The following is a 19579-nucleotide window of genomic DNA, read 5'->3' on the forward strand; positions in this document are numbered from 1 at the left end:
CCGTCATGAAACAGCTATTGCTTGCCTCGATCTCAGCGCTGGCGCTGTCAGCCTGCGCCGCCGGCCCCGACTTCGTCGCGCCGGTCGCCCCGCCCAAGGCGGCGGGGCAGTTCATCGGCAGCGCCAGCCCCAGCGTCTCGACCGCCCCGGCGGACGACCATTGGTGGCAGCTCTACCGCGACCCCGCGCTCGACCAGTTCGTCGCCGAGGCGCTCGCCGCCAACACCGACATCCGCGTGGCGGTGGCGCGGCTCGACAAGGCGCGCGCGTCGCTGCGCGGCGTTCGCTCCGACCGGCTGCCCCAGACCTCGATCGGCGCGACCGGCGGCTATGGCCGCACCCCCGACAGCCAGCGCCTGCCGGGCTCGGCCGCCGAGGGCGAATCCTATGATGTCGGGCTGAGCGTCTCCTATGAGGTAGACCTGGCCGGTCGCGTCCGCCGCAACATCGAGGCAGCGCGCGGCGATGTCCGGGCGGCGGATGCCGATGCCGATGCGGTGCGCGTCGCGGTGGTCGCCGCGACCACCCGCGCCTATGTCGATGCCGCGTCCTCGGCCGAACGGCTGGGCGTGGCGAAGCGCATCGTCGAGCTGCTCGACAAGTCCGCGACCCTGACCGGCAAGCGGGTCGAAGCGGGTCGCGCGGCCAAGCTCGACCAGGTGCGCATCACCACCCTGCGCGACCAGCGCGCTGCGCTCGTCCCCGCGATCGAGGCGGAGCGCCAGGCGGCGTTGTTCCGGCTGGCGACCCTGACCGGGCGGACGCCGCAGGAACTGCCCGAGATCGCCGCGGCGCGGACCGACACGCCGCATCTCGACCAGCCGATCCCGGTCGGCGACGGCCAGGCGCTGCTGGCGCGGCGGCCGGACGTGCGCGCGGCCGAGCAGCGGCTGGCGGCGGCGACGGCGCGCATCGGCGTGGCGACGGCAGAGCTCTATCCGCGCATCACGCTGGGCGGATCGGTCGGGTCGAGCAGCGCGAGCATCGGCGATCTGTTCGGCGGCGGCGCGCTGCGCTTCCTGCTCGGGCCGCTGATCAGCTGGTCCTTCCCCAACCAGGAAGCGGCGCGGGCGCGCATCGCCGAGAGCGAAGCAGGCAGCCGCGAGGCGCTTGCCCAGTTCGACGGGACGGTGCTCCAGGCGCTGGAAGAGACCGAGACCGCGCTGGCCACCTATCAGGGCGAACTGAAGCGCCGCGCCGCCCTGCAGGCCGCGCGCGACGGGGCGGAAGCGGCCGCCCGTATCACCCGCGCCCGCCAGCGCGAGGGACAGATCGACTTCCTCGAAGTACTGGATGCCGAGCGCACCTTCGCCGATGCGGACGCCGATCTGGCGGCGTCGGACGCGCGGATCGCCGGCGCGCAGATCGACCTGTTCCGCTCGCTCGGCGGCGGGTGGCAAAGGCCGGTGATCGCGGCGCGGTAGGGGGAGGGAACCCCCCACCATCCGTTCGCCCTGAGCTTGTCGAAGGGCTGTTCTTCCCCTTAGGCTCGCCCAATGAGCTTCTGGGCCTATATGCTGCACTGCCGGGCCGGCCGATTGTACGTCGGCCACACCGACAATCTTGAAGCCAGAATCGGTCAGCATCAAAGCGGACTGATCCCTGGTTACACGCGAGACTATGGTCCGGTGACGCTTGTGTGGTCGCAGGAATTTCCGAGCCGGATCGAGGCACTTGAGGCCGAACGGCGGATCAAAGGGTGGAGCCGTGCCAAGAAGCTGGCGCTGATCCGTGGCGATTGGGATCTCATTTCACGACTGGCGAAAGGGAAGAACAGTCCTTCGACAAGCTCAGGACGAACGGAGGAGTGGGATCCGCCCCAACTCTAACGTTGCGCCGCTTGCGTCCCCCTCGCCCAGCCCCTAGCGCGCAGGGGCTTCACCCCCTTCGAGCGAGCCCGATGCGCCCGATTCTCTCCTTCCTCGCCCTCGCCTTCCTCGCGCTGGCGGCACCCGCCACGGCGCAGCAGCACAGCAGGCCCGCACCCGGCCTGGTGCGCGTGCGGATCGTCACCGCGCTCGGCCCGATCGTGATTGCGCTCGACGCGAGGCGCGCGCCGAAGACCACCGCGAACTTCCTCGCTTATGTCGACGACAAGCGGCTGGACAATACCAGCTTCTACCGGTCGGCGCGGAGCAAGGCTGACCCGACTTACGGCTTCGTCCAGGGCGGGATCGGCACCGATGCGCGGCGCATGCTGCCGTCGCCGGTGCCGCTGGAGCCGACCAGCCGCACCGGCATCCGCCATGTCGATACGGTGATCTCGATGGCGCATGGTCGCGACGAGAATGGCGCGACCGGCAATTTCGCGATCATGCTCGGCGCGCATCCGAGCATGGACGCGAAGGCGGGTTACACAGGCTATGCCGCGTTCGGCCATGTCGTGGAGGGCATGGACGTGGTGCGCAAGATCCTCGCCCAGCCCATCGGCGGCGGATCGGGCCCGATGAAGGGGCAGATGATCCTGAAGCCGATCCCGCTGATCCGCGCCGAACGGATCGACGGCACACCCAGGCCCACCGGCGTGGTGCAGCCCTGGCTGATCGGGGTGAAATAGCGGCGGCGCCTCCCTGTTCCGTGCTCATAACAGGGTGAATTTCCCGCGGACCAGGGCGGCTCGGTCGGGGAACGGGGACGGATCGAAGCGTAAGCAATCGGCCATTATGAGAAACAGCGGGGCGGGTTTCACGCGCCTGATCGGTACACTGTCCCAGACCAGCGAATAGTTGAATCGACGATAGAGCGCCTCGCGCCTTATTGTGCTCCCGCGAAGGCGGGAGCCCAGGCTGGGTCCCCGCCTTCGCGGGGACACAAGGTTCTTTGCTCGAATGACGACTGACGTCTGTCTTGGGCTAACTGCGCTTCTAAAGGCTCCGTGCAGCCTTTTCGGCGTCGGCAACCTCCGGCTCCCAGCCGAACACGCTGCGGCCGCCATAGTCGTGCGAATTGCGGCATTCCTCCGCGACGAACTCGGGCAGGGTCGGGCCGGTCGCGTGGCGTTCCATGGCGCGGGCCTGGGCGTCGAGGCGCTGGATCGCGGCGAGCTTTTCGTCATTGCCGAGCTTCGCCTTGCCGACCGCCTGCTTCATCACCGCGATGGTCCGGTCGAAGACCTTGATCGGCACGGGATAGGGATGGCGATCCTTGCCGCCATGCGCGAGCGAGAAGCGGGCGGGATCGGCGAAGCGGCAGGGCGCGCCGTGGATCACTTCCGCCACCATCGCCAGCGAGCGCACCGTGCGCGCGCCGACGCCGGGGACGAGCAGCAGTTCGGGAAAATCGGCCGGGCCATTCTCCGCCGCGGCGGCGAGCGTGCCGTGGAGGCGGCGGATCATCACGTCGGACGGGCGCACGTCGTGATGGCCGGGCAGGACCAGGTGCGGGAGCATCGGCTGGTCGGACGGCGCGGCGGGCTTGACCGGTTCGAGCGCGGCGGCCTCGCGGGCGATGCGGTCGGGGCCGAGATCGCGGAGCAGGTCGAGTTGCGCGTCGCGAGACGCGGCGGCGCGGCGATCGGTGAGGTTGACGATCTCGCCGCCGCCCCTGCCCTCGATCGCGGCGTGCGGCGCGTCGACGAAACTGCCCAGCCCCTCGGACGACCAATGGTAGCGCCGGGCCTGGCGCAGATCGCCGTTCATGCCCTGCTGCACCACGACCCATTGCCCGTCATCGGCGATAATGAAGCCGTGGAGATAGAGATCGAACCCATCCTGCACCGCGGCACTGTCGACCTTGGCGACGAGCCGGCTGGTGCGCGCGAGGCCGGCGCCGTCGAGCCCGACCCGGTCACCGATGGCGACCAGTTCGCCGGGCGTGCGGCGCGACTGTTTGCCGCGACCGCCGCAGACATGAAGGCCGAGCTCGCTCGACAGCGGCGCGAGGCCGCGTTTCAGCGCGCCGATGACGCTGGTGGTGATGCCCGAGGAATGCCAGTCCATGCCCATCACCGCGCCGAAGCTCTGGAACCAGAAGGGGTGCGCAAGCCGGCGCAGCAGCTCGTCCCGCCCGTAATGATGCACGATCGCCTGCGCCATGACCGCGCCGAGGCTCGCCATGCGCGCGCTCAGCCATGGCGGCACATGGCCGCCATGCAGGGGAAGATCGGCACTGCCGGCGCGATTGACCATCATCACCTCTGGAACGAACTGGGAACATGCTAGCAGGCGATCGCGGCGCTGGCCACAACGAACGGGGGAACGGTCCCTCGCCCCCATGCATTGAGGTCGCCTCAACCGGCGAGGATGACCATGGCGAAATCGAACCCGAAAAAGACCGTCGCCGAGCAGCGCGCGATCCAGGCGCAGGTGGCTAAAGCCGACAAGAAGCCGAAAAAGAAGGGCGGCGCGATGCAGGCGGGGGCGCGAAAATATCCCGAGCCACCGCTGCCGCAACAGCATCAACTGAAACCGGGCAAGGAATCGAAACTCGATCCGGCGCCGATGTACGATGCGCCTTTCTACAAGGGATCGGGCAAGCTGGAGGGCCTGGCGGCGATCGTCACCGGCGGGGATTCGGGGATCGGCCGCTCGGTCGCGATCCTGTTCGCGCGCGAGGGCGCCGATGTCGCGATCCTGCATCTCGACGAGGACGAGGATGCGCAGGTCACCAAAAAGGCGGTCGAGCAGGAAGGCCGGCGCGCCATGGTCATCGCGGGCGACGTGCGCGACCAGGCATTCTGCAAGGCCGCGGTGAAAGAGGTGGCGAAGGCGTTCGGGCGGCTCGACATCCTCGTCAACAACGCCGCCTTCCAGGTCCATTCCAGCTTTGCCGACCTGACGGCCGAGCATTTCGACCAGACGCTGAAGACCAATCTCTACGGCTATTTCTTCATGGCGCAGGCAGCGGTCGCGAAGATGAAGCCGGGCGGTGCGATCGTGAACACGGGCTCGGTCACCGGCATCATGGGCAACAAGGATCTGCTCGATTATTCGATGACCAAGGGCGGCATCCATGCCTTTACCCGCAGCCTGGCGACGCACCTGATCCCGCAGGGCATCAGGGTGAACGCGGTCGCGCCGGGGCCGGTCTGGACCCCGCTCAACCCATCGGACAAGGAAGCGCCCGACGTCGCGACCTTCGGCGCCRASACGCCGATGAAGCGCCCGGCCCAGCCCGAGGAGATCGCCCCGGCCTATGTCTTCCTCGCCTCGCCGCAATGCTCCAGCTACATCACGGGGGAGATATTGCCGATCATCGGGGGCTATGGCGGCGGGTGATCCGCAGCCCAAGTAATTCTGTTGGAACCTGCGGAAAAACGGACAGTAAAGCGGGATTTTCGCCAGCCAACGTCGACCCCGAATTTTCGGCGCGTTACTGTGGCGACGGATGGCGCCCAGGCTATCCATGCCCCGCTCAGTCGTATTTCCGGGAAGAGCGCCGCGAATTCGATCGACATGAATATTACCGTTTTTCCTGCGCATTTTCGAGAATTGATCAGGAGTATTTGCGGTATTCCTGATGTTATTTGTCACCTCGTCATCGGATAAGGGCATGGCGTGACGGCTCCGGTGCGGCGGCATGGGCCGACGACGACCGCAGCATAGGACGCGGCGGGAGCCGGTTGAATCGAACGCCGCGGCCGTTGCCATTGCGACCGCGACGTTTCCCGGTACATATCACCGTCGTGGCGCTGACACCTGAAGCCCGGGCCCGATAGCGGGCGCGCGATCATCCAGCGGCGGGACGGTCGCCGGTAATCCCGCTCGGGTCGAAGAATCGTGTTGATCAAAAGCAAGTCGCGCCGATCGCGCGGACCTTTCCCGTCGCCCTGCAGTTGACCCCGCGAACAGTGACGGGAGCGGACAATGGCGACGAAAAGCGGCGTGACATCGGGCAATGGCGGCGAAACCCACCAGACGGTGTCGAACGAGGCGGAGAACGGCCTGACCACCAACCAGGGCATCCGCGTCTCGGACAACCAGAACCAGCTGAAATCCGGCCCGCGCGGCCCCGTGCTGCTGGAGGATTTCGTCCTTCGCGAGAAGATCTTCCATTTCGACCATGAGCGCATCCCGGAGCGGATCGTCCATGCGCGCGGCTCGGCGGCGCACGGCTTCTTCGAATGCTATGAGAGCCTGGCCGACATCACCAAGGCCGACCTGTTCCAGCGCGCGGGCGAGCGCACGCCGCTGTTCACGCGCTTCTCCACCGTGGCGGGCGGCGCCGGATCGGTCGACACGCCGCGCGACGTGCGCGGCTTTGCGGTAAAATTCTACACCAAGGAGGGCAATTGGGATCTGGTCGGCAACAATATCCCGGTGTTCTTCATCCAGGACGCGATCAAATTTCCCGACCTGATCCATTCGGTGAAGATGGAGGCGCAGACCGGCTATCCCCAGGCGGCCAGCGCGCACGACACCTTCTGGGACTTCATCAGCCTGATGCCGGAATCGACGCACATGGTGATGTGGGCGATGTCCGACCGGACCATCCCGCGGTCGCTGCGCACGATGGAGGGGTTCGGCATCCACACCTTCCGGCTGGTCAACGCCAAGGGCAAGTCGACGTTCGTGAAGTTCCACTGGAAACCGAAACAGGGCGTGCAATCGACCTGCTGGGACGAAGCGGTGAAGATCGCCGGCGCAGACCCCGATTTCCACCGGCGCGACCTGTTCGAAGCGATCGACCGGGGCGACTTCCCCGAATGGGAGCTCGGTATCCAGGCGTTCGACCAGAAATTCGCCGACAGCCTGCCGTTCGACGTGCTCGACCCGACCAAGATCATCCCCGAGGAAATATTGCCGGTGCGCATCATCGGGCGGATGGTGCTCGATCGCTATCCGGACAATTTCTTCGCCGAGACCGAACAGGTCGCCTATTGCCCGGCGAACGTGGTGCCGGGCGTGGACTTCACCAACGATCCCCTGCTCCAGGGGCGGCTCTTTTCCTATCTCGACACGCAGCTGAAGCGGCTCGGCTCGACCAATTTCCACCAGCTGCCGATCAACGCGCCGAAATGCCCGGTGATGAATTTCCAGCGCGACGGGCACATGCAGATGGCGATCCCCAAGGGCCGCGCGAATTACGAGCCGAACAGCCTGTCCGAAGCGGGCGAGGATGGCGGCCCGCGCGAATGCCCGATGACGGGCTTCACCAGCTTCCCCGCGGCCGACGGCCCGGACGAGCAGGGCGACAAGCTGCGCATCCGGCCCGAGAGCTTTGCCGATCATTACAGCCAGGCGCGATTGTTCTTCCGCTCGCTCGCCGCGCCGGAACAGGCGCATCTGGCGTCGGCGCTGGTATTCGAGCTGTCGAAGGTCGGGCTGGAGCATGTCCGGGTGCGGATGATGTCGAACCTGGTCAATGTCGATCCGGACCTGGCCAAGCGCGTCGCGGACGGGCTCAACATGCCCCTGCCCAAGGCGTCGAAAGCGGCGGTGGCGCCGCAGGATCTCGATCCCTCGCCCGCGTTGCGCATCGTCGAGGGGCCGCGCGCGCCCGCCGACATCAAGGGCCGGTCGATCGCGGTGCTGATCGCCGACGGATCGGACGCCAAGGCCGTTGCGAGCATGGTCGACGCCATCACCGGCGCGGGCGCCCGCGCGGTGATCGTCGCCCCCAAGGTCGGCGGGGCCAAGCTGTCCGACGGCAAGCTGCTCAAGGCCGATGCGCAGCTCGCCGGCTATCCCTCGGTACTGGCCGATGCGGTGGCGATCATCCTGTCGGAGGAAGGCTGCGCGGCGTTGCTGAAGGAAGCGGCGGCGGTGCAGTTCGCGATGGATGCGTTCGGTCATCTCAAGGCGATCGGCCATTCGCCCGAAGCCCAGCCGCTGCTCGACAAGGCCGGGGTGGTGCCGGACGAGGGCGTGGTGCCGGCGGACAAGGGCTTCACCGCGGCGGCGGCGAAGCGTTTCTGGGACCGCGAGCCGGGCGTGCGCACGCTCGCCTGATCGACGGCGGAACCACAAGGCCTTCCAAGTCGTTTCGCGGGTTCAACGAAAAGGATAGTATGATGTTGGGAACTATTGCCGCAATCCTGGTGGTGCTCTGGCTGCTCGGCTTCTTTGCCTTTCATGTCGCGGGCGGGCTGATCCATCTGCTGCTGGTCATCGCGGTGGTGATGATCATCCTTCACTTCGTGACTGGCCGCCGCACGGTATAGGCAAGTCTTTTCGACGCGACGCCCGATTATCTGGTAGCGCACGCGCTCCAGCTAATCGGGAATGGCGCGTTATCATGAGTGACAATGGCGACAATGCGCGGCAGGTCGAGCAATTGCTCGAGTCGCCCATCCTTGCCGATGCGCTGGAAAGCGACCGGTTCAAGCAGTTCCTCGACCATATGCCGGTGGCGATCGCGGTCGCCGAGCTGGGCAATGTCGAGCGCATCACCTATGCCAATCTCGAGTTCGAGCGGCTGACCGGGCAGTCGGCGGGCTGGTTGCAGGGGAAAAGCTGGGAGGCGCTGCCGGGCAGCGCGACCGCAGCGGACGGGCGCGCGCTGAGCGAAGCCGCGACCGGCGGCGACGAGCATATCGGCAGCTTCACCATCGCGCATGACGGCGGGGAGCGAACGGTCGATGCCTGGTCGAACGTGATCCAGGACGAGGACGGATCGCCGCTGTTCCGCCTCGTCGCGCTTGCCGAGATCGGCCAGCGCAGCGACGAGAATGAGCTCGAGCAGAAACTCCAGACGAGCGACACGTTGCTGCGCGAGCTGCAGCACCGGGTGAAGAACAACCTCCAGATGATCACCGCGCTGATCCGGCTGGAAGCGCGCAACCTGCCGGACAATGCGACCGAGCAGCGTTTCGACCGGCTGGCCGGGCGAATCGATGCGCTGGCGCTCCTGTATCGCTCACTGTCCGACGAAGGGGTGAGCGAGAGCGTCGATCTCGGCATCTATCTCAGCGAGATCGCCTCGTCGGTGATGCGCGCGCACGCGGTCGAGGGCATCCGGCTCGACCTGAAGGTCGATACCTGGCCGGTGTCGGTCAATGTCGCGATGCCGGCCGGGCTGGTCGTCAACGAGCTGCTGACCAATGCGCTGAAACATGCCTTTGCCGGGCGTGAGGGCGGCACGATCACCTTGCACAGCATCGTCGACGATGACGGGTGCCGCGTCGTCGTCGCCGATGACGGGATCGGGCTGGCGGACGGGGTCAGCTGGCCCAAGAAGGGTAAGCTGGGCGCGCTGATCGTCCAGTCGTTGCGGCAGAATGCGAAAGCGCGGGTCGAGGTGGAATCCGCGCCCGATACGGGCATGCGCGTCACGATCTTTTTCGCGCGGGCCGATGCCGCGCCGAAAGAGGATTGAGACGGGGCGCGTCCTGTCGGCTCAGCGGGCGTGCGTGCCGATCGGCAAGGTGACCTTCACCGCATGAGTCTTGATCGGCATGAGCAGGATGAGACCGGCGCAGACCGCGCCGAGCAAGCCCATTGCGCGCTCGCCGCGACGGAAATCGCGGACGGCCTGGCAGATGCAATAGACCGCCACCACCGGCAGCCCGAGAAACCAGAACCACATCAACCTTCCCCCTGCCCCGTCCCGGCGCTCAGCGCGGCGGGATCGCCAGCTCGAACGGCGTGACCGGCAGACCGCTCGTGTCGGTGAGGGTACAGGTCGGGCTGTCGCCCCAGCAATAGCGGATACGCGTCGCATCCATGGCATCAGCCTTCACCACCACGGTCGTGCCGTCGATGCGGGCGTCGGCGTAGCGGCACGATCCGGCCGCCGGGCCGCATAGTTCGAACGCGTTGGGCTGGCCGCTCCAGGCCCCCAGCGTGCCGGTGATCTGGCCGAACGGGATGACGACGCCATCGGCCGTGGGCCATGCCGTGCCCGGCACCGCGCCGGCGGGCGGGATCGCATCGCCATAGACGATATGGCGCGCGGCGATGGCAAGGCGGCGGCCGATGTCCTGCTTGTTCGAGGGGTGGAGATTGGTCGCGTCGCCGATATCGACGGTGACGATCGAGGCGGCCTTCGCATCCGCCATCGCCGCGCGGCGCTGCGCCTCGCGGACTTCGGACCAGACCGATTCCACCGGCGCGGTCGGGCGCGGGCCGTAATTGGGGATTTGCACGATGAGGAACGGCAAGTCCGCGCCGAAGCGGCCGCGCCAGTCGCCCATCATCGCCGCCAGCGTCGCCTGATACCGGCTGCTGAAATAGATGTCGGATTCGCCCTGATACCAGATCGCGGCCTTGAACCCGTAGCCGCCGATCGGGGCGATCATGCCGTTATAGAGCTGGGTGACGCCGTGCGTCGGGCCCCAGGGAAGCTGCGGCGCGATGAGGCCGTTCGGCACTTCCGCATAGCGCCATGGACTGGACAGCGGCACGGCGGTGCCGTCCTTCAGGCGGATCGCGCGCGTCTCGGCCTGGCCGCTCATCCCGCAATTGCGCCAGCTGCAGAAGATGTTGGTGACGATGATGTTGGCGCCCGCATGAAGCACGCCCGCAGGGATCTCGTGCAGCGCCTGTTTCGACCAGCTGGTGCCGCCGACGCCCTTGCCGTTGATCCAGCTCTGGTCCTCCTCATTGACCGAGCCGAGATCGAGCGTCGCGGCTTGCGCTGCCTGCGCCGCGGTGAGATCGACGCTGGTGCGCAACCACATCTGACCGACGAAACCGTCGGGCGAATTGCCGGTCCACAGCGCCCAGGGGCCGAGCGCGGCAGGGGCGGTTTTCCAGTCGGTGACGGGATAGGCGGGCTCCCAGGGATTGCCCCTGGCGGCTGCGGCACCGTTCGCTTTCCACCAACTTTCCCAGCTTGCGTCCCAGCGGCGCTGCGCGGCCTGGGGGTCGGTGCGGTAGAGCGCGAGCATGTCGAGATCGGCGTTGTACTGGCCGAGCCTGCGCAGATTCGGCTCGCTTACCCAGTCGCGCACCCGGCTGCCGCCCCAGGCGGAGACGACGAGGCCGACCGGGGCGTTGGTGGTCTTTTTGATCTCGCGGGCGAAATAATAGCAGCTCGCCGAGAAATTGCCGACCGTGTCGGGGGAACCGACCGTCCAGGACACGGGCGTGGCGAAGGTGGAAAGCGGGGTCAGGCTGTCCTTCGTCGCGATGCCGAGCTGGCGGATCTGGCCGTCGGTCGCGGCGCGCATCTCGAACGCCGCATTGCCCGCGGCGCGGACCGCGAGCTGCATGTTGGACTGGCCGGTGCAGAGGAAGACGTCGCCGAGCAGCACGTCCTGGACGGACTGGGTTGCGGCGCCGTTGCGCGCCTCCAGAATGTAGGGGCCGCCGGAGGGGAGCGCCGGGAGCGTGGTGCGCCATTGGCCGGCCTTGTCGGCCTTGGCGGTGGCGGTGGCGGTGCCGAGTTTGACGGTGACGGTCGTGTTCGGCGCGGCCTGGCCATAGACCGGGATCGGCCTGTCGCGCTGGAGGACGGCGTGGTCCTGGAACATCGTGTGGAGGAGCGGGGTTTCGGCTGCGATGGCGGGTGTCGCGAGGCCGAGGCTGGCCAGGATCAATGCGCGGAATGGGCCCTTCATCGTCGCTCTCCCCCGTCCGCTCTCGCGCGGATCGTATAGGATATAGGAGCAGTGTTTGAGGGGGTTGTCCAGTGACTCCTCATTCCTCCCCGAGCTTGCTCGGGGAGGGGGACCGCGCGCTTCTTCAGCGCGGGGTGGAGGGGCTGGCGTGCGGGGCAGATGTTACGCGCTCCAAGCCCCTCCACCATTCGCTGAAGAAGCGAATGGTCCCCCTCCCCGTTCCGGGGAGGAACTAGGCGCAGATCTTTTCCAGCTCCGGGCCGTAATTGTGGCGCTCGGGTACCGGCAGGCCTTTTGCCTGGAGCTGGGATTCCGGGCGGCCCGGGGCGTCGGGTTCGCGTGGGTCCATATAGCCCTTGTACCAGGGATCGCGCTGCGCCTCTTCCAGCGTGACGAACTTGAAGCCGCGGCTCTTGTAGAGGTCGAGAAGTTGCGGCAGCATCTCCGCATCCAACCCGCCGACATGCATCAGCAGGACATAGGGGATGTCGCGGCCGAGCAGCGATTTGAAGACGCCGCGGCCATAAGTGATGCTCTCGTCCGCCGCGTCGAGATAGCTCTTCTTCAGCCAGGCGATCGCGTGCGCGTCCTTCTTCGCGACGCAGCGGGCATAGGGCGCGTTCCACATATAATCGCCGAAGCTCATCGTGACGCCGGCAATGCGGTAGCCGCGATCGGCGAGCAGCTTGCGCACCGCCGCCTTCTTCTCCGGCGTGTCGCCTTCCGAGAGGTTGGGATAGCGGAACCAGTGCCAGTTCTGGCCCTTCATCCGGTCGGCGACGACGCCTTCGCCCCTGATCACGTCCTGCTCGAACTCGGCAGCGGTGTGCGTCGCGAGGTTCATATGCGACCAGGCATGGTTGCCGAGCGGCAGGCCGGCGGCGCGCCAGTGGTCGAGCATCGCGGTCGAGGCCGGCTCCTCCTCGGTGCGCACGCCGTTGACGAAGCCATAGACCGGCGGGAGTTTCGCCGCCTTCCACGCGGCGATGATCTTGTCGCCGATCTCGACCCGCGTCGTGCCCTCGGGCAGCGCGCTGTGCGAGGGAAGATCGTCCCAGGTGAAAGCGATCTCCTGCGCGGTCGCGGTTCCGCTTGCCGCGATCGTCAGGGTGGCGGCGATCATCATGCTGCGCAGCATCGTCATTCTCCGGATCAGCGGAACAGGGCGAGGTCGATGGACTCACCCATCGCGCGGTAGCCGGCATCGCCGGGATGCAGCGCGTCGCCGCTGTCATAGGCCTTGGCCATGCGCAGCGGATCGGCCGGGTCGGCGATGGCCTTGTCGAAATCGATCACGCCGTCGACATTGCCGGGCGTGCGGATCCAGGCATTGACCGCGGTGCGCACGGCATCGCCCTCCGGTCCGTAATAGCCGGCGCCCTTGTACGGCAGGATGGTCGCGCCGATCACCTTCACGCCGCGATCATGCGCGCGGGCGATCATCTGGCGGTAGGCGCCGGTGATGTCGGCGACGCTGGGCAGCGCGGTCTTGGCGCGGGTCGCGCTGCCGATGTCGTTGATGCCTTCGAGGATCACGACATAGCGCACGCCGGGCACCGACAGCACGTCGCGGTCGAAGCGGGCGAGCGCGGCCGGGCCTGCGCCGGTGGCGAGCAGGCGATTGCCCGAAATGCCGGCATTGGCGACCGCGAAGCCGGTCTTGCCTGCCTTGGCCAGCCGAGCGGCCAGGATATCGGGCCAGCGATTATTGGTGTCGCGGCTCGATTGCGCGCCGTCCGTGATCGAATCGCCGATGGTGACGATGGTCGCGGTGGCGGGGCCGCCCGAGACGTCGATGCCGGTGAGGATGACACGCATCGTGTTGGTGGGGCCGCCGGGCGGGAAGCTGGCGGCGGCGGTCTGGTCGCCCGGGGCGATCTGCGTAGTCGCGACGCCCAGGGCGTGGACGCTGAGCGAGGTCGTGTCGCCGGGCACATGGATGCTAACTACGACATTGGCGAGCGGGTCGGTCTTGAGCGCGACGGGGTCGCTGACCATGGGGGCGCCGGCCGGGATGACGGGCGAGGCGTCGCCGTCGAAGGTGACGATTCGGTCGCTGCCGGGGACGACCTCACCATTGGGGCCGGCGAGCCCGACATGGACGGCGCCGATCGGACGCGGTTCAGTGGCCGTCTCGTTGGACAGGCGCAGACGCAGGGTCGAGCCGCCGGCCGAGAGATGCGCGACCATGCGATAGGTGACGTCCGAAATGGGGGCGGCGGGGCCTTGTTGCGGCTGGGGCGGTGGCGGCGTGGGCTGGCCCGGCTGCACTGGCGGCGGGGGACGTTGGCCGGGCCGCTCCATCGGCACAGCCTGCCAGCTCCTCGTCCAGACCTTCGACTGGGCGGTGGCGGCGATCGGCTGACACACCAGCGCCAATGCGGCGAGGGACAGATAGGGACGGAAGCTTCTCACCATCTTCTCCTTTTTTATCGTTTCGCCGCCTTGTGACGGTCATTCCCTACCCTCGGCCGGTGCCGCGATAGCGGTACCATAGCGGGCGTTATCCGCGACTCCAACTGGCCCGAATCGGGCATTTCGCGACAGAAATGATCGGGCTCACCTGCCCCTTGCCAGCGACCCCGGACAGCGGGATAACCGCGCCAAGAATCATATAGAATATCGGATATGTCCGAGTCGGGGAGAGGAAGCATGAAGAAATCGCCTTTGTTGTGCGGTGTGCTGCTGAGTGCCATGGCGGCCGGCGGCGTCGCCACGGCCGCGGGCCAGGACGTCGTGACGCCAGTGATTCCGAGCGACTCCGCCGCGCGGCCGCGATCGCCCGAGGCGCAGGCGGTGCTCGATGCCTCGACCGTCGAGCTGGTGCGCGAGATGAAGGCGCAGGGCATCACGGCGTTGCGCATTCCGAAAAACGCGGTGATCCCCGGCCGGCCGGACTTCGCCAATTACGACGAGGCCAAGGCCAATCCCTATCCGAACCTGCCGCCGCTGATGACGCTGCGCGATGGGACCAGGGTGACGACGCCGGCGGGATGGGCGAAGCGCCGCGACGAGATCAAGGCGCTGTTCGACACGCAGGTCTACGGCAAATATCCGGCGCGTCTGCCCAAGGTGACCTGGACCATTGCCAGCACGGCGGAGCAGGATTTCGAGGGCATCCCCGTGATCGTCAAGCATGTCGTCGGCCATGTCGACAATGCGGCCTATCCGGCGATCAGCGTCGAGATCGCGGCCGACATCGTCACCCCCGCCTCCGCCAAGGGCAGGAAAGTGCCGGTGATCATCGGCGGCGGATCGCTGCGCCCACGGCCGATGCCGCTCGCCCCGCCGACCCGCGCCACCACCGGCATGTGCATGCTGAGCGGCCCGGTGGTCGATTCCTCGGGCAAGCAGTTGCTCGAGAAAGGCTGGGGCTTCGTCTCGGTCGACAATAATGCGGTGCAGGCGGACAACGGGGCCGGCCTGACCAAGGGCATCATCGGCCTGGTCAACAAGGGCCAGCCGCGATCGATGGACGATTGGGGCGTGCTGCGTGCCTGGGCTTGGGGCGCCAGCCGGACGATGGACTATCTGCTGACCGACCCCGATGTCGACGGCAGCAAGGTCGGCGTGATGGGCCATTCGCGCGGCGGCAAGGCGGCTTTGGTGGCGCTGGTCGACGATCCGCGCTTCGCGATCGGTTTCATCTCCTCCTCGGGCGCGGGCGGCGCGAATTTGTACCGGCGCAATTATGGCGAGGCGCTGGAGAATGTCGCGGCGCCGAACGAATTCCACTGGATGGCGGGCAATTTCCTGAAATATGCCGCGGTCGGCCACACCGCCGACGAGATGCCGGTCGACGCGCATGAGTTCGTCGCCCTGGTCGCGCCGCGCCCGATCTTCATCGGCGGCGGCGGGCTGATCATGGATCCGCCCTGCGCCATTCCGGGCGATGCGTGGCAGGACGCGCAGGGCATGTTCATGGCGGCGGTCGCAGCCAGCCCGGCCTGGGAAGTGCTGGGCAGGAAGGGCATCGGCACCTCGACCTTCCCCAAGGTCGAGACGCTGATCGACAGCGGAGACGTTGCGTTCCGCCAGCATCCCTGGGGCCATACGCCCAACCCCAACTGGCACTATTTCATCCAGTTCGCGCAGAAGGAACTCAAATGATGCGCGAGCTCGACTTGTCGCGCCGCGGCGTGCTCGCGCTGGGCGCGGGTGCGGCGCTGACCGCGAGCGCCGGCCCTGCCCTCGCCGCGGGCAAGCTTACCGCCGGCGAGGTGATCGAGCGGATGAAGCTGCAGATCGGCGGTCCGTGGCGTGACGGCGGGGTGGACGGCTTCAAGGCCGGCGGGCCCGACACGGTCGTGACCGGCATCGCCACCACGATGATGGCAACGTTCGACGCGATGAAGGCGGCGGCGCGCCAAGGCCTCAACATGATCATCACGCATGAATCGACCTGGTTTTCGCATCAGGACCGGCTGAGCGGGATCGAGGACGATCCGCTGTACCGGACCAAGCTGGCCTATACCAAGACGCACAATCTGGTGTCGTACCATCTGCACGATCACTGGCATGCGCTGCGCCCGGTCGACGGGATCAATCTCGGCACGATGCAGCTGATGGGCTGGACCAAGTTCATGCATGCCGACAACCAGCGGCTGTTCACCATTCCGAAAACGAGCCTGCTCGCACTGTCGAAGGATTTCCAGAAACACATGGGCGCGAACACCATCCGGGTGATCGGCGATCCGGCGCTGCCGGTGTCGATCGTCTATGAAAGCTGGGGCAATTGCAGCGCCTTTCCCGGCATCAACTTCCTCAACAGCGAGGCGGACGTGCTGGTGATCGGCGAGACGCAGGACTGGGACCTGATCGCCTATGCCCAGGACCTGGTATCGTCGGGCCGGAAAAAGGCGCTGATCGTGCTCGGCCATGTGAAGTCGGAGCAATGGGGCATGAAGGCCTGTGCCGAATGGCTCGGCGGGTTCGTGAAGGAAGTGCCGGTCAGGTTCGTGCCGATCATCGAGCCCTATTGGAACGTGCGCCGCCCGGTGTTCGAGATCGATACGAGGATCTGAAGCGCCATGACTCRAGCCACCGCCCGACCCGCCGCCCCTGCCCGCCCCCCGCTCCACACCGGACCGGTGACCGCGCTGCAACTGGTCGACCGCATCATCGCCAAGTCCGGCGCGCCGGGCCGGCCGCAGACGGTCGACCGGATCGTCGCGGGCGACCCGACTACCGCCGTCACCGGCATCGCCACCACCGCCATGGCGACGTTCGATTGCCTGAGGGCCGCGGCGGCCAAGGGCGCCAATCTGATCGTCACCTTCGATTCACCCTTCTGGTCCGAGAGCGACAATCTCGACCGGCTTGAGGGCGACGATCTGTTCAAGGCCAAGCGAGACTTCATCCGCACGCACAACCTCGTGATCTTCAACTTCCACGATCACTGGCGCGACCGTACGCCCGACGGGATTGCGACCGGCATGGCGAAGGAGCTGGGCTGGTCGGGCAATCTCGCCGATCCGGCCAATCTCAACCTGTTCAAGCTGGCGCCGACGACCTTGCTCGGCCTGGCGCAGCAGCTTCACGACAAGCTCGGCGACCGCACCATGCGCATCGTCGGCGATCCGAAGCTGCCGGTGACAACCGTCGCGACGAGCTGGGGCAATGCCTCTCAGCTGCCGACCATTGCCCTGTTCAACAGCGCGGTCGATGTGGTGGTGTGCGGCTACACGCGCGAATGGGAAGCGGTGGAATATGCCCAGGACCTGATCGCAGCGGGCAGGAAAAAGGCGCTGATCCTGCTCGGCCAGGCGAAGTCGGTCGCGGGCGGGATGCGCTATTGCGCGGAGTGGCTGACGACGATCATCGACGAAGTGCCGGTCGCGTTCATTCCCGAGGTCGAGCCTTACTGGAATCCGGATGAGCCGGTGTTCGGGAGCAATATGCGAGTTTGATTTTCGATCGGTAGCGCACTTTTCCGGGTTGGCGCGGAAGCGTCGGAACGAACAACGGTGCCCGGGATTGTGCGAGCAATGGCCAAAATCCTTCTCCTGCTGGCTGCGGCAGCTTCGGCTTCCGACCCAGTTCCCGAGCCCGTGCAGTCTTACGACAGCTACCGATCCTGGTTTGTTGCGTGCGACAACACACTCGCCTGTGTCGCGAAGGGGTTCAGCGACAGCGACGCGGGCGCCGAGATCCGGATCGAGCGGGATGCAGGGCCGAACGGCGAGGCGATCGTCTCGATCAGCGCCAATCACGGCTTTGCACTTGGCGATGTCGCGATCGACGGCCGGCCGGCAGGCCTGACGGCGCCGGCCTGGCAATTGACGACGTCCGATGGAGAGACCTCGGCGACGAGCGATGATCCCGGCGCGGTGCGGGCGATCGTGCAGCGCCTCCGCATGGCCTCGAAGCTGACGCTGGGCGGAGATGTTGCGGTGCCGCTGGACGGCTTCGCTGCGGCTGTTCTGCGCCTCGACGATCGTCAGGGCAGAGTGGGCGGCGTTACCGCCCTGCTGAAGCCGGGTCCGCTGCCCGCAGCACGGGTGCCCGCGGCGCCGATGCTGCCCAGGATTTCCAGTCATCCGATCCAAGCGCAATTGGCCGCGGCTGAGGAAGCGCGGCTGATCGCCTCGGTTCGTGCCAGCGAGAAGGCCGAATTCGACAAGGAGGAATGCGGGGAGACGCCGGAATTGCCCGAGGCACATGCCCTGGACGAGGGCCGGGCGCTCGTCCTGATCCCCTGCATCATGGGCGCGTATCAGGGGTCCTCCCTTGCCTTCATCGCCCCCCGTGCGGGTGGCGCCGCGCATCGGCTTATTGCGCCGACCCCGTATCGCGGCGCTGGATCCGGCGGATCGGGCGCGGCCTATTTCACCGAAAGCGCGTTCGATCCGAAGACGGGCACGCTGAGCATGGCGGCCAAGGGCCGCGGACTTGCCGATTGCGGCATGTCGGCGAGCTGGATCTGGGACGGTGAGACGTTCCGCCTCTCCGAGATGACGCTCCAGCAATCCTGTGGGGGCACCGCGCCGGGGGACTGGCCGACGCTGTTTCGATCGACCCGTTAGCAGTCAGACAAAGGACGATCGATGCGTATTTCATGGAAGCTTCTTGCAATGCTTGCGACCGTCGCTGGCGCGCCGGCAACGGCGGCGCCCTGGTGGTATGCCGGCCATGCCGGAGACCGGGCGGTGTTCGTCGATGCGGGATCGGTCGAGCGCGATGGGCAGAGGGTCGACTTCGCGTCGAAGGAGGTGATCCGCCGCCAAGGCGATCCCGTCGCGATGCGGGTCAAGTTCATGCGCGCGGACTGCGCCGGCCGCGTCCTGGGCTGGGTAGGCGTCCAGCGCTTCGGCCATGACGAGGCAGTGATCGACACCTCGACCCGCCGCGCCCCGGAGATGGCGAAGCCCGACGGCCCGATAGCGCAGGCCGAGCTGGATTTTGCCTGTTCCGACGCAGCCGCACGGGAAGCGGCCGGCTATTTCCCCCTGACCATCGACGATGCGGCATTTACCGCGGCGGTCCTCGACGAGGCCAATGCGGGCCAGTCCCCGCGCGCCGTGCACGATCGCCTGGCCGCCGACGGCACCGTGCCGGTCGTTCGCTCCTCCGCGCCGCCGCCGGCCAGCTTCGGGAAGAAGCAGACGGTCCCGATGGGGCAGCCGATGGTGCCGCCACGCGACTATGCCAGAGGGCCGCAGGTGCCCGATCCCAGGGACCATGACGCGATCGAGGTCGGGCGAATCTACGACATCGCCTATCAGGGCATCAAGAACGGCGAGATGCAGTTCGAGGTCCGCGGCTATTCGATCGATGATCTGGTGCATCCCGGATCGGGGCAGACCGAGACCTTCAGGCTGGGCACAGGGCAGGTCCATATTCGCGACCTGGCGTTCACGATCGAGAAGGCACTGCCGGACCGGATTACCTACAGCGTCACGATCGATAGCGGGTCCGGCACCGGCCCCGGCGAGCGATAACGAAGCGCTCGTCGTTTCCACCCAACTACCCGCAACGCGTCTCATTGCTGCCTTCCCAACTGGACCCAGTACCGGGTTGAACATGCCCCGCATGTTCAAGGATCGTCCGGGGGACGATCCGACCCGGTACTCTCCGCCGGGGAAGGTAGAAAGGGGAGAAACGAGGCTTGCATCGATGCCCGGTTGCGGCATGGTAGCG

17 protein-coding genes are annotated in these 19579 nt (G+C 66.9%); 12 read left to right on the forward strand and 5 right to left on the reverse strand.

Annotated elements, in window-relative coordinates:
- Positions 1 to 5: 5 nt before the first annotated feature.
- The 3 genes from AC1DX5_RS09845 (at position 6) to AC1DX5_RS09855 (ending at position 2557) form a co-directional block, all read left to right on the forward strand.
- Positions 6 to 1424, forward strand: a complete 1419-nt coding sequence (locus tag AC1DX5_RS09845) for an efflux transporter outer membrane subunit (protein WP_465174882.1) — start codon at positions 6 to 8, stop codon at positions 1422 to 1424.
- A 72-nt stretch (positions 1425 to 1496) separates the two neighbouring features.
- Complete coding sequence (locus AC1DX5_RS09850; protein ID WP_465170718.1) at positions 1497 to 1829, forward strand: GIY-YIG nuclease family protein; 333 nt, start codon at positions 1497 to 1499, stop codon at positions 1827 to 1829.
- A 71-nt stretch (positions 1830 to 1900) separates the two neighbouring features.
- The gene (locus tag AC1DX5_RS09855) at positions 1901 to 2557 is read left to right on the forward strand and encodes a peptidylprolyl isomerase (RefSeq protein ID WP_478015147.1); all 657 of its coding nucleotides are present in this window, start codon (positions 1901 to 1903) and stop codon (positions 2555 to 2557) included.
- Between the two features lie 307 nt (positions 2558 to 2864).
- On the opposite strand, the gene AC1DX5_RS09860 is transcribed toward AC1DX5_RS09855, so the two are convergent.
- A complete protein-coding gene (locus tag AC1DX5_RS09860) occupies positions 2865 to 4130 on the reverse strand; it encodes a DUF763 domain-containing protein (RefSeq protein ID WP_478015149.1) in 1266 nt (421 codons plus the stop codon).
- 117 nt (positions 4131 to 4247) lie between these two features.
- Here AC1DX5_RS09860 and AC1DX5_RS09865 point away from each other — a divergent pair, with 117 nt between their 5' ends.
- The 4 genes from AC1DX5_RS09865 (at position 4248) to AC1DX5_RS09880 (ending at position 9255) form a co-directional block, all read left to right on the forward strand.
- Positions 4248 to 5216 carry an SDR family oxidoreductase gene (locus AC1DX5_RS09865; RefSeq protein ID WP_478015151.1) on the forward strand — a complete coding sequence of 323 codons (969 nt, stop codon included), beginning with the start codon at positions 4248 to 4250 and terminating at the stop codon, positions 5214 to 5216.
- Between the two features lie 588 nt (positions 5217 to 5804).
- Entirely contained in the window at positions 5805 to 7889 is a 2085-nt protein-coding gene (locus AC1DX5_RS09870) for a catalase (protein ID WP_478015153.1), read from the forward strand.
- Between the two features lie 62 nt (positions 7890 to 7951).
- Complete coding sequence (locus tag AC1DX5_RS09875) at positions 7952 to 8101, forward strand: lmo0937 family membrane protein (protein ID WP_465170726.1); 150 nt, start codon at positions 7952 to 7954, stop codon at positions 8099 to 8101.
- Between the two features lie 74 nt (positions 8102 to 8175).
- Positions 8176 to 9255, forward strand: a complete 1080-nt coding sequence (locus AC1DX5_RS09880; protein ID WP_478015155.1) for a sensor histidine kinase — start codon at positions 8176 to 8178, stop codon at positions 9253 to 9255.
- Between the two features lie 21 nt (positions 9256 to 9276).
- Here the strand turns inward: AC1DX5_RS09880 and AC1DX5_RS09885 are convergent, their stop codons facing one another.
- The 4 genes from AC1DX5_RS09885 to AC1DX5_RS09900 form a co-directional block, all read right to left on the reverse strand.
- Positions 9277 to 9465 (reverse strand): hypothetical protein, encoded by a 189-nt coding sequence (locus AC1DX5_RS09885; protein WP_465170728.1) that lies wholly within the window; start codon positions 9463 to 9465, stop codon positions 9277 to 9279.
- Between the two features lie 28 nt (positions 9466 to 9493).
- On the reverse strand, positions 9494 to 11440 hold the full coding sequence (locus AC1DX5_RS09890) for a sialate O-acetylesterase (RefSeq protein WP_478015157.1): 1947 nt from the start codon (positions 11438 to 11440) through the stop codon (positions 9494 to 9496).
- Positions 11441 to 11672: 232 nt separating this feature from the next.
- Positions 11673 to 12584: a polysaccharide deacetylase family protein gene (locus AC1DX5_RS09895; RefSeq protein ID WP_478015159.1), complete on the reverse strand. Its 912-nt coding sequence runs from the start codon at positions 12582 to 12584 to the stop codon at positions 11673 to 11675.
- An 8-nt stretch (positions 12585 to 12592) separates the two neighbouring features.
- A complete protein-coding gene (locus AC1DX5_RS09900; protein ID WP_478015160.1) occupies positions 12593 to 13858 on the reverse strand; it encodes an SGNH/GDSL hydrolase family protein in 1266 nt (421 codons plus the stop codon).
- A 234-nt stretch (positions 13859 to 14092) separates the two neighbouring features.
- Here AC1DX5_RS09900 and AC1DX5_RS09905 point away from each other — a divergent pair, with 234 nt between their 5' ends.
- The 5 genes from AC1DX5_RS09905 (at position 14093) to AC1DX5_RS09925 (ending at position 19380) form a co-directional block, all read left to right on the forward strand.
- The gene (locus AC1DX5_RS09905; RefSeq protein WP_478015162.1) at positions 14093 to 15550 is read left to right on the forward strand and encodes an alpha/beta hydrolase family protein; all 1458 of its coding nucleotides are present in this window, start codon (positions 14093 to 14095) and stop codon (positions 15548 to 15550) included.
- Positions 15547 to 16464, forward strand: a complete 918-nt coding sequence (locus AC1DX5_RS09910; protein WP_478015164.1) for a Nif3-like dinuclear metal center hexameric protein — start codon at positions 15547 to 15549, stop codon at positions 16462 to 16464. The genes AC1DX5_RS09905 and AC1DX5_RS09910 overlap by 4 nt, the downstream gene beginning before the upstream one ends.
- Before the next feature lie 6 nt (positions 16465 to 16470).
- The gene (locus AC1DX5_RS09915) at positions 16471 to 17349 is read left to right on the forward strand and encodes a Nif3-like dinuclear metal center hexameric protein (protein ID WP_478015166.1); all 879 of its coding nucleotides are present in this window, start codon (positions 16471 to 16473) and stop codon (positions 17347 to 17349) included.
- 78 nt (positions 17350 to 17427) lie between these two features.
- The gene (locus AC1DX5_RS09920) at positions 17428 to 18465 is read left to right on the forward strand and encodes a DUF1176 domain-containing protein (protein WP_478015167.1); all 1038 of its coding nucleotides are present in this window, start codon (positions 17428 to 17430) and stop codon (positions 18463 to 18465) included.
- Between the two features lie 21 nt (positions 18466 to 18486).
- The gene (locus AC1DX5_RS09925; RefSeq protein ID WP_478015169.1) at positions 18487 to 19380 is read left to right on the forward strand and encodes a hypothetical protein; all 894 of its coding nucleotides are present in this window, start codon (positions 18487 to 18489) and stop codon (positions 19378 to 19380) included.
- The last annotated feature ends 199 nt before the right edge of the window (positions 19381 to 19579 follow it).

The sequence above is a fragment of the Sphingomonas sp. P2_B6 genome, from assembly GCF_056404755.1.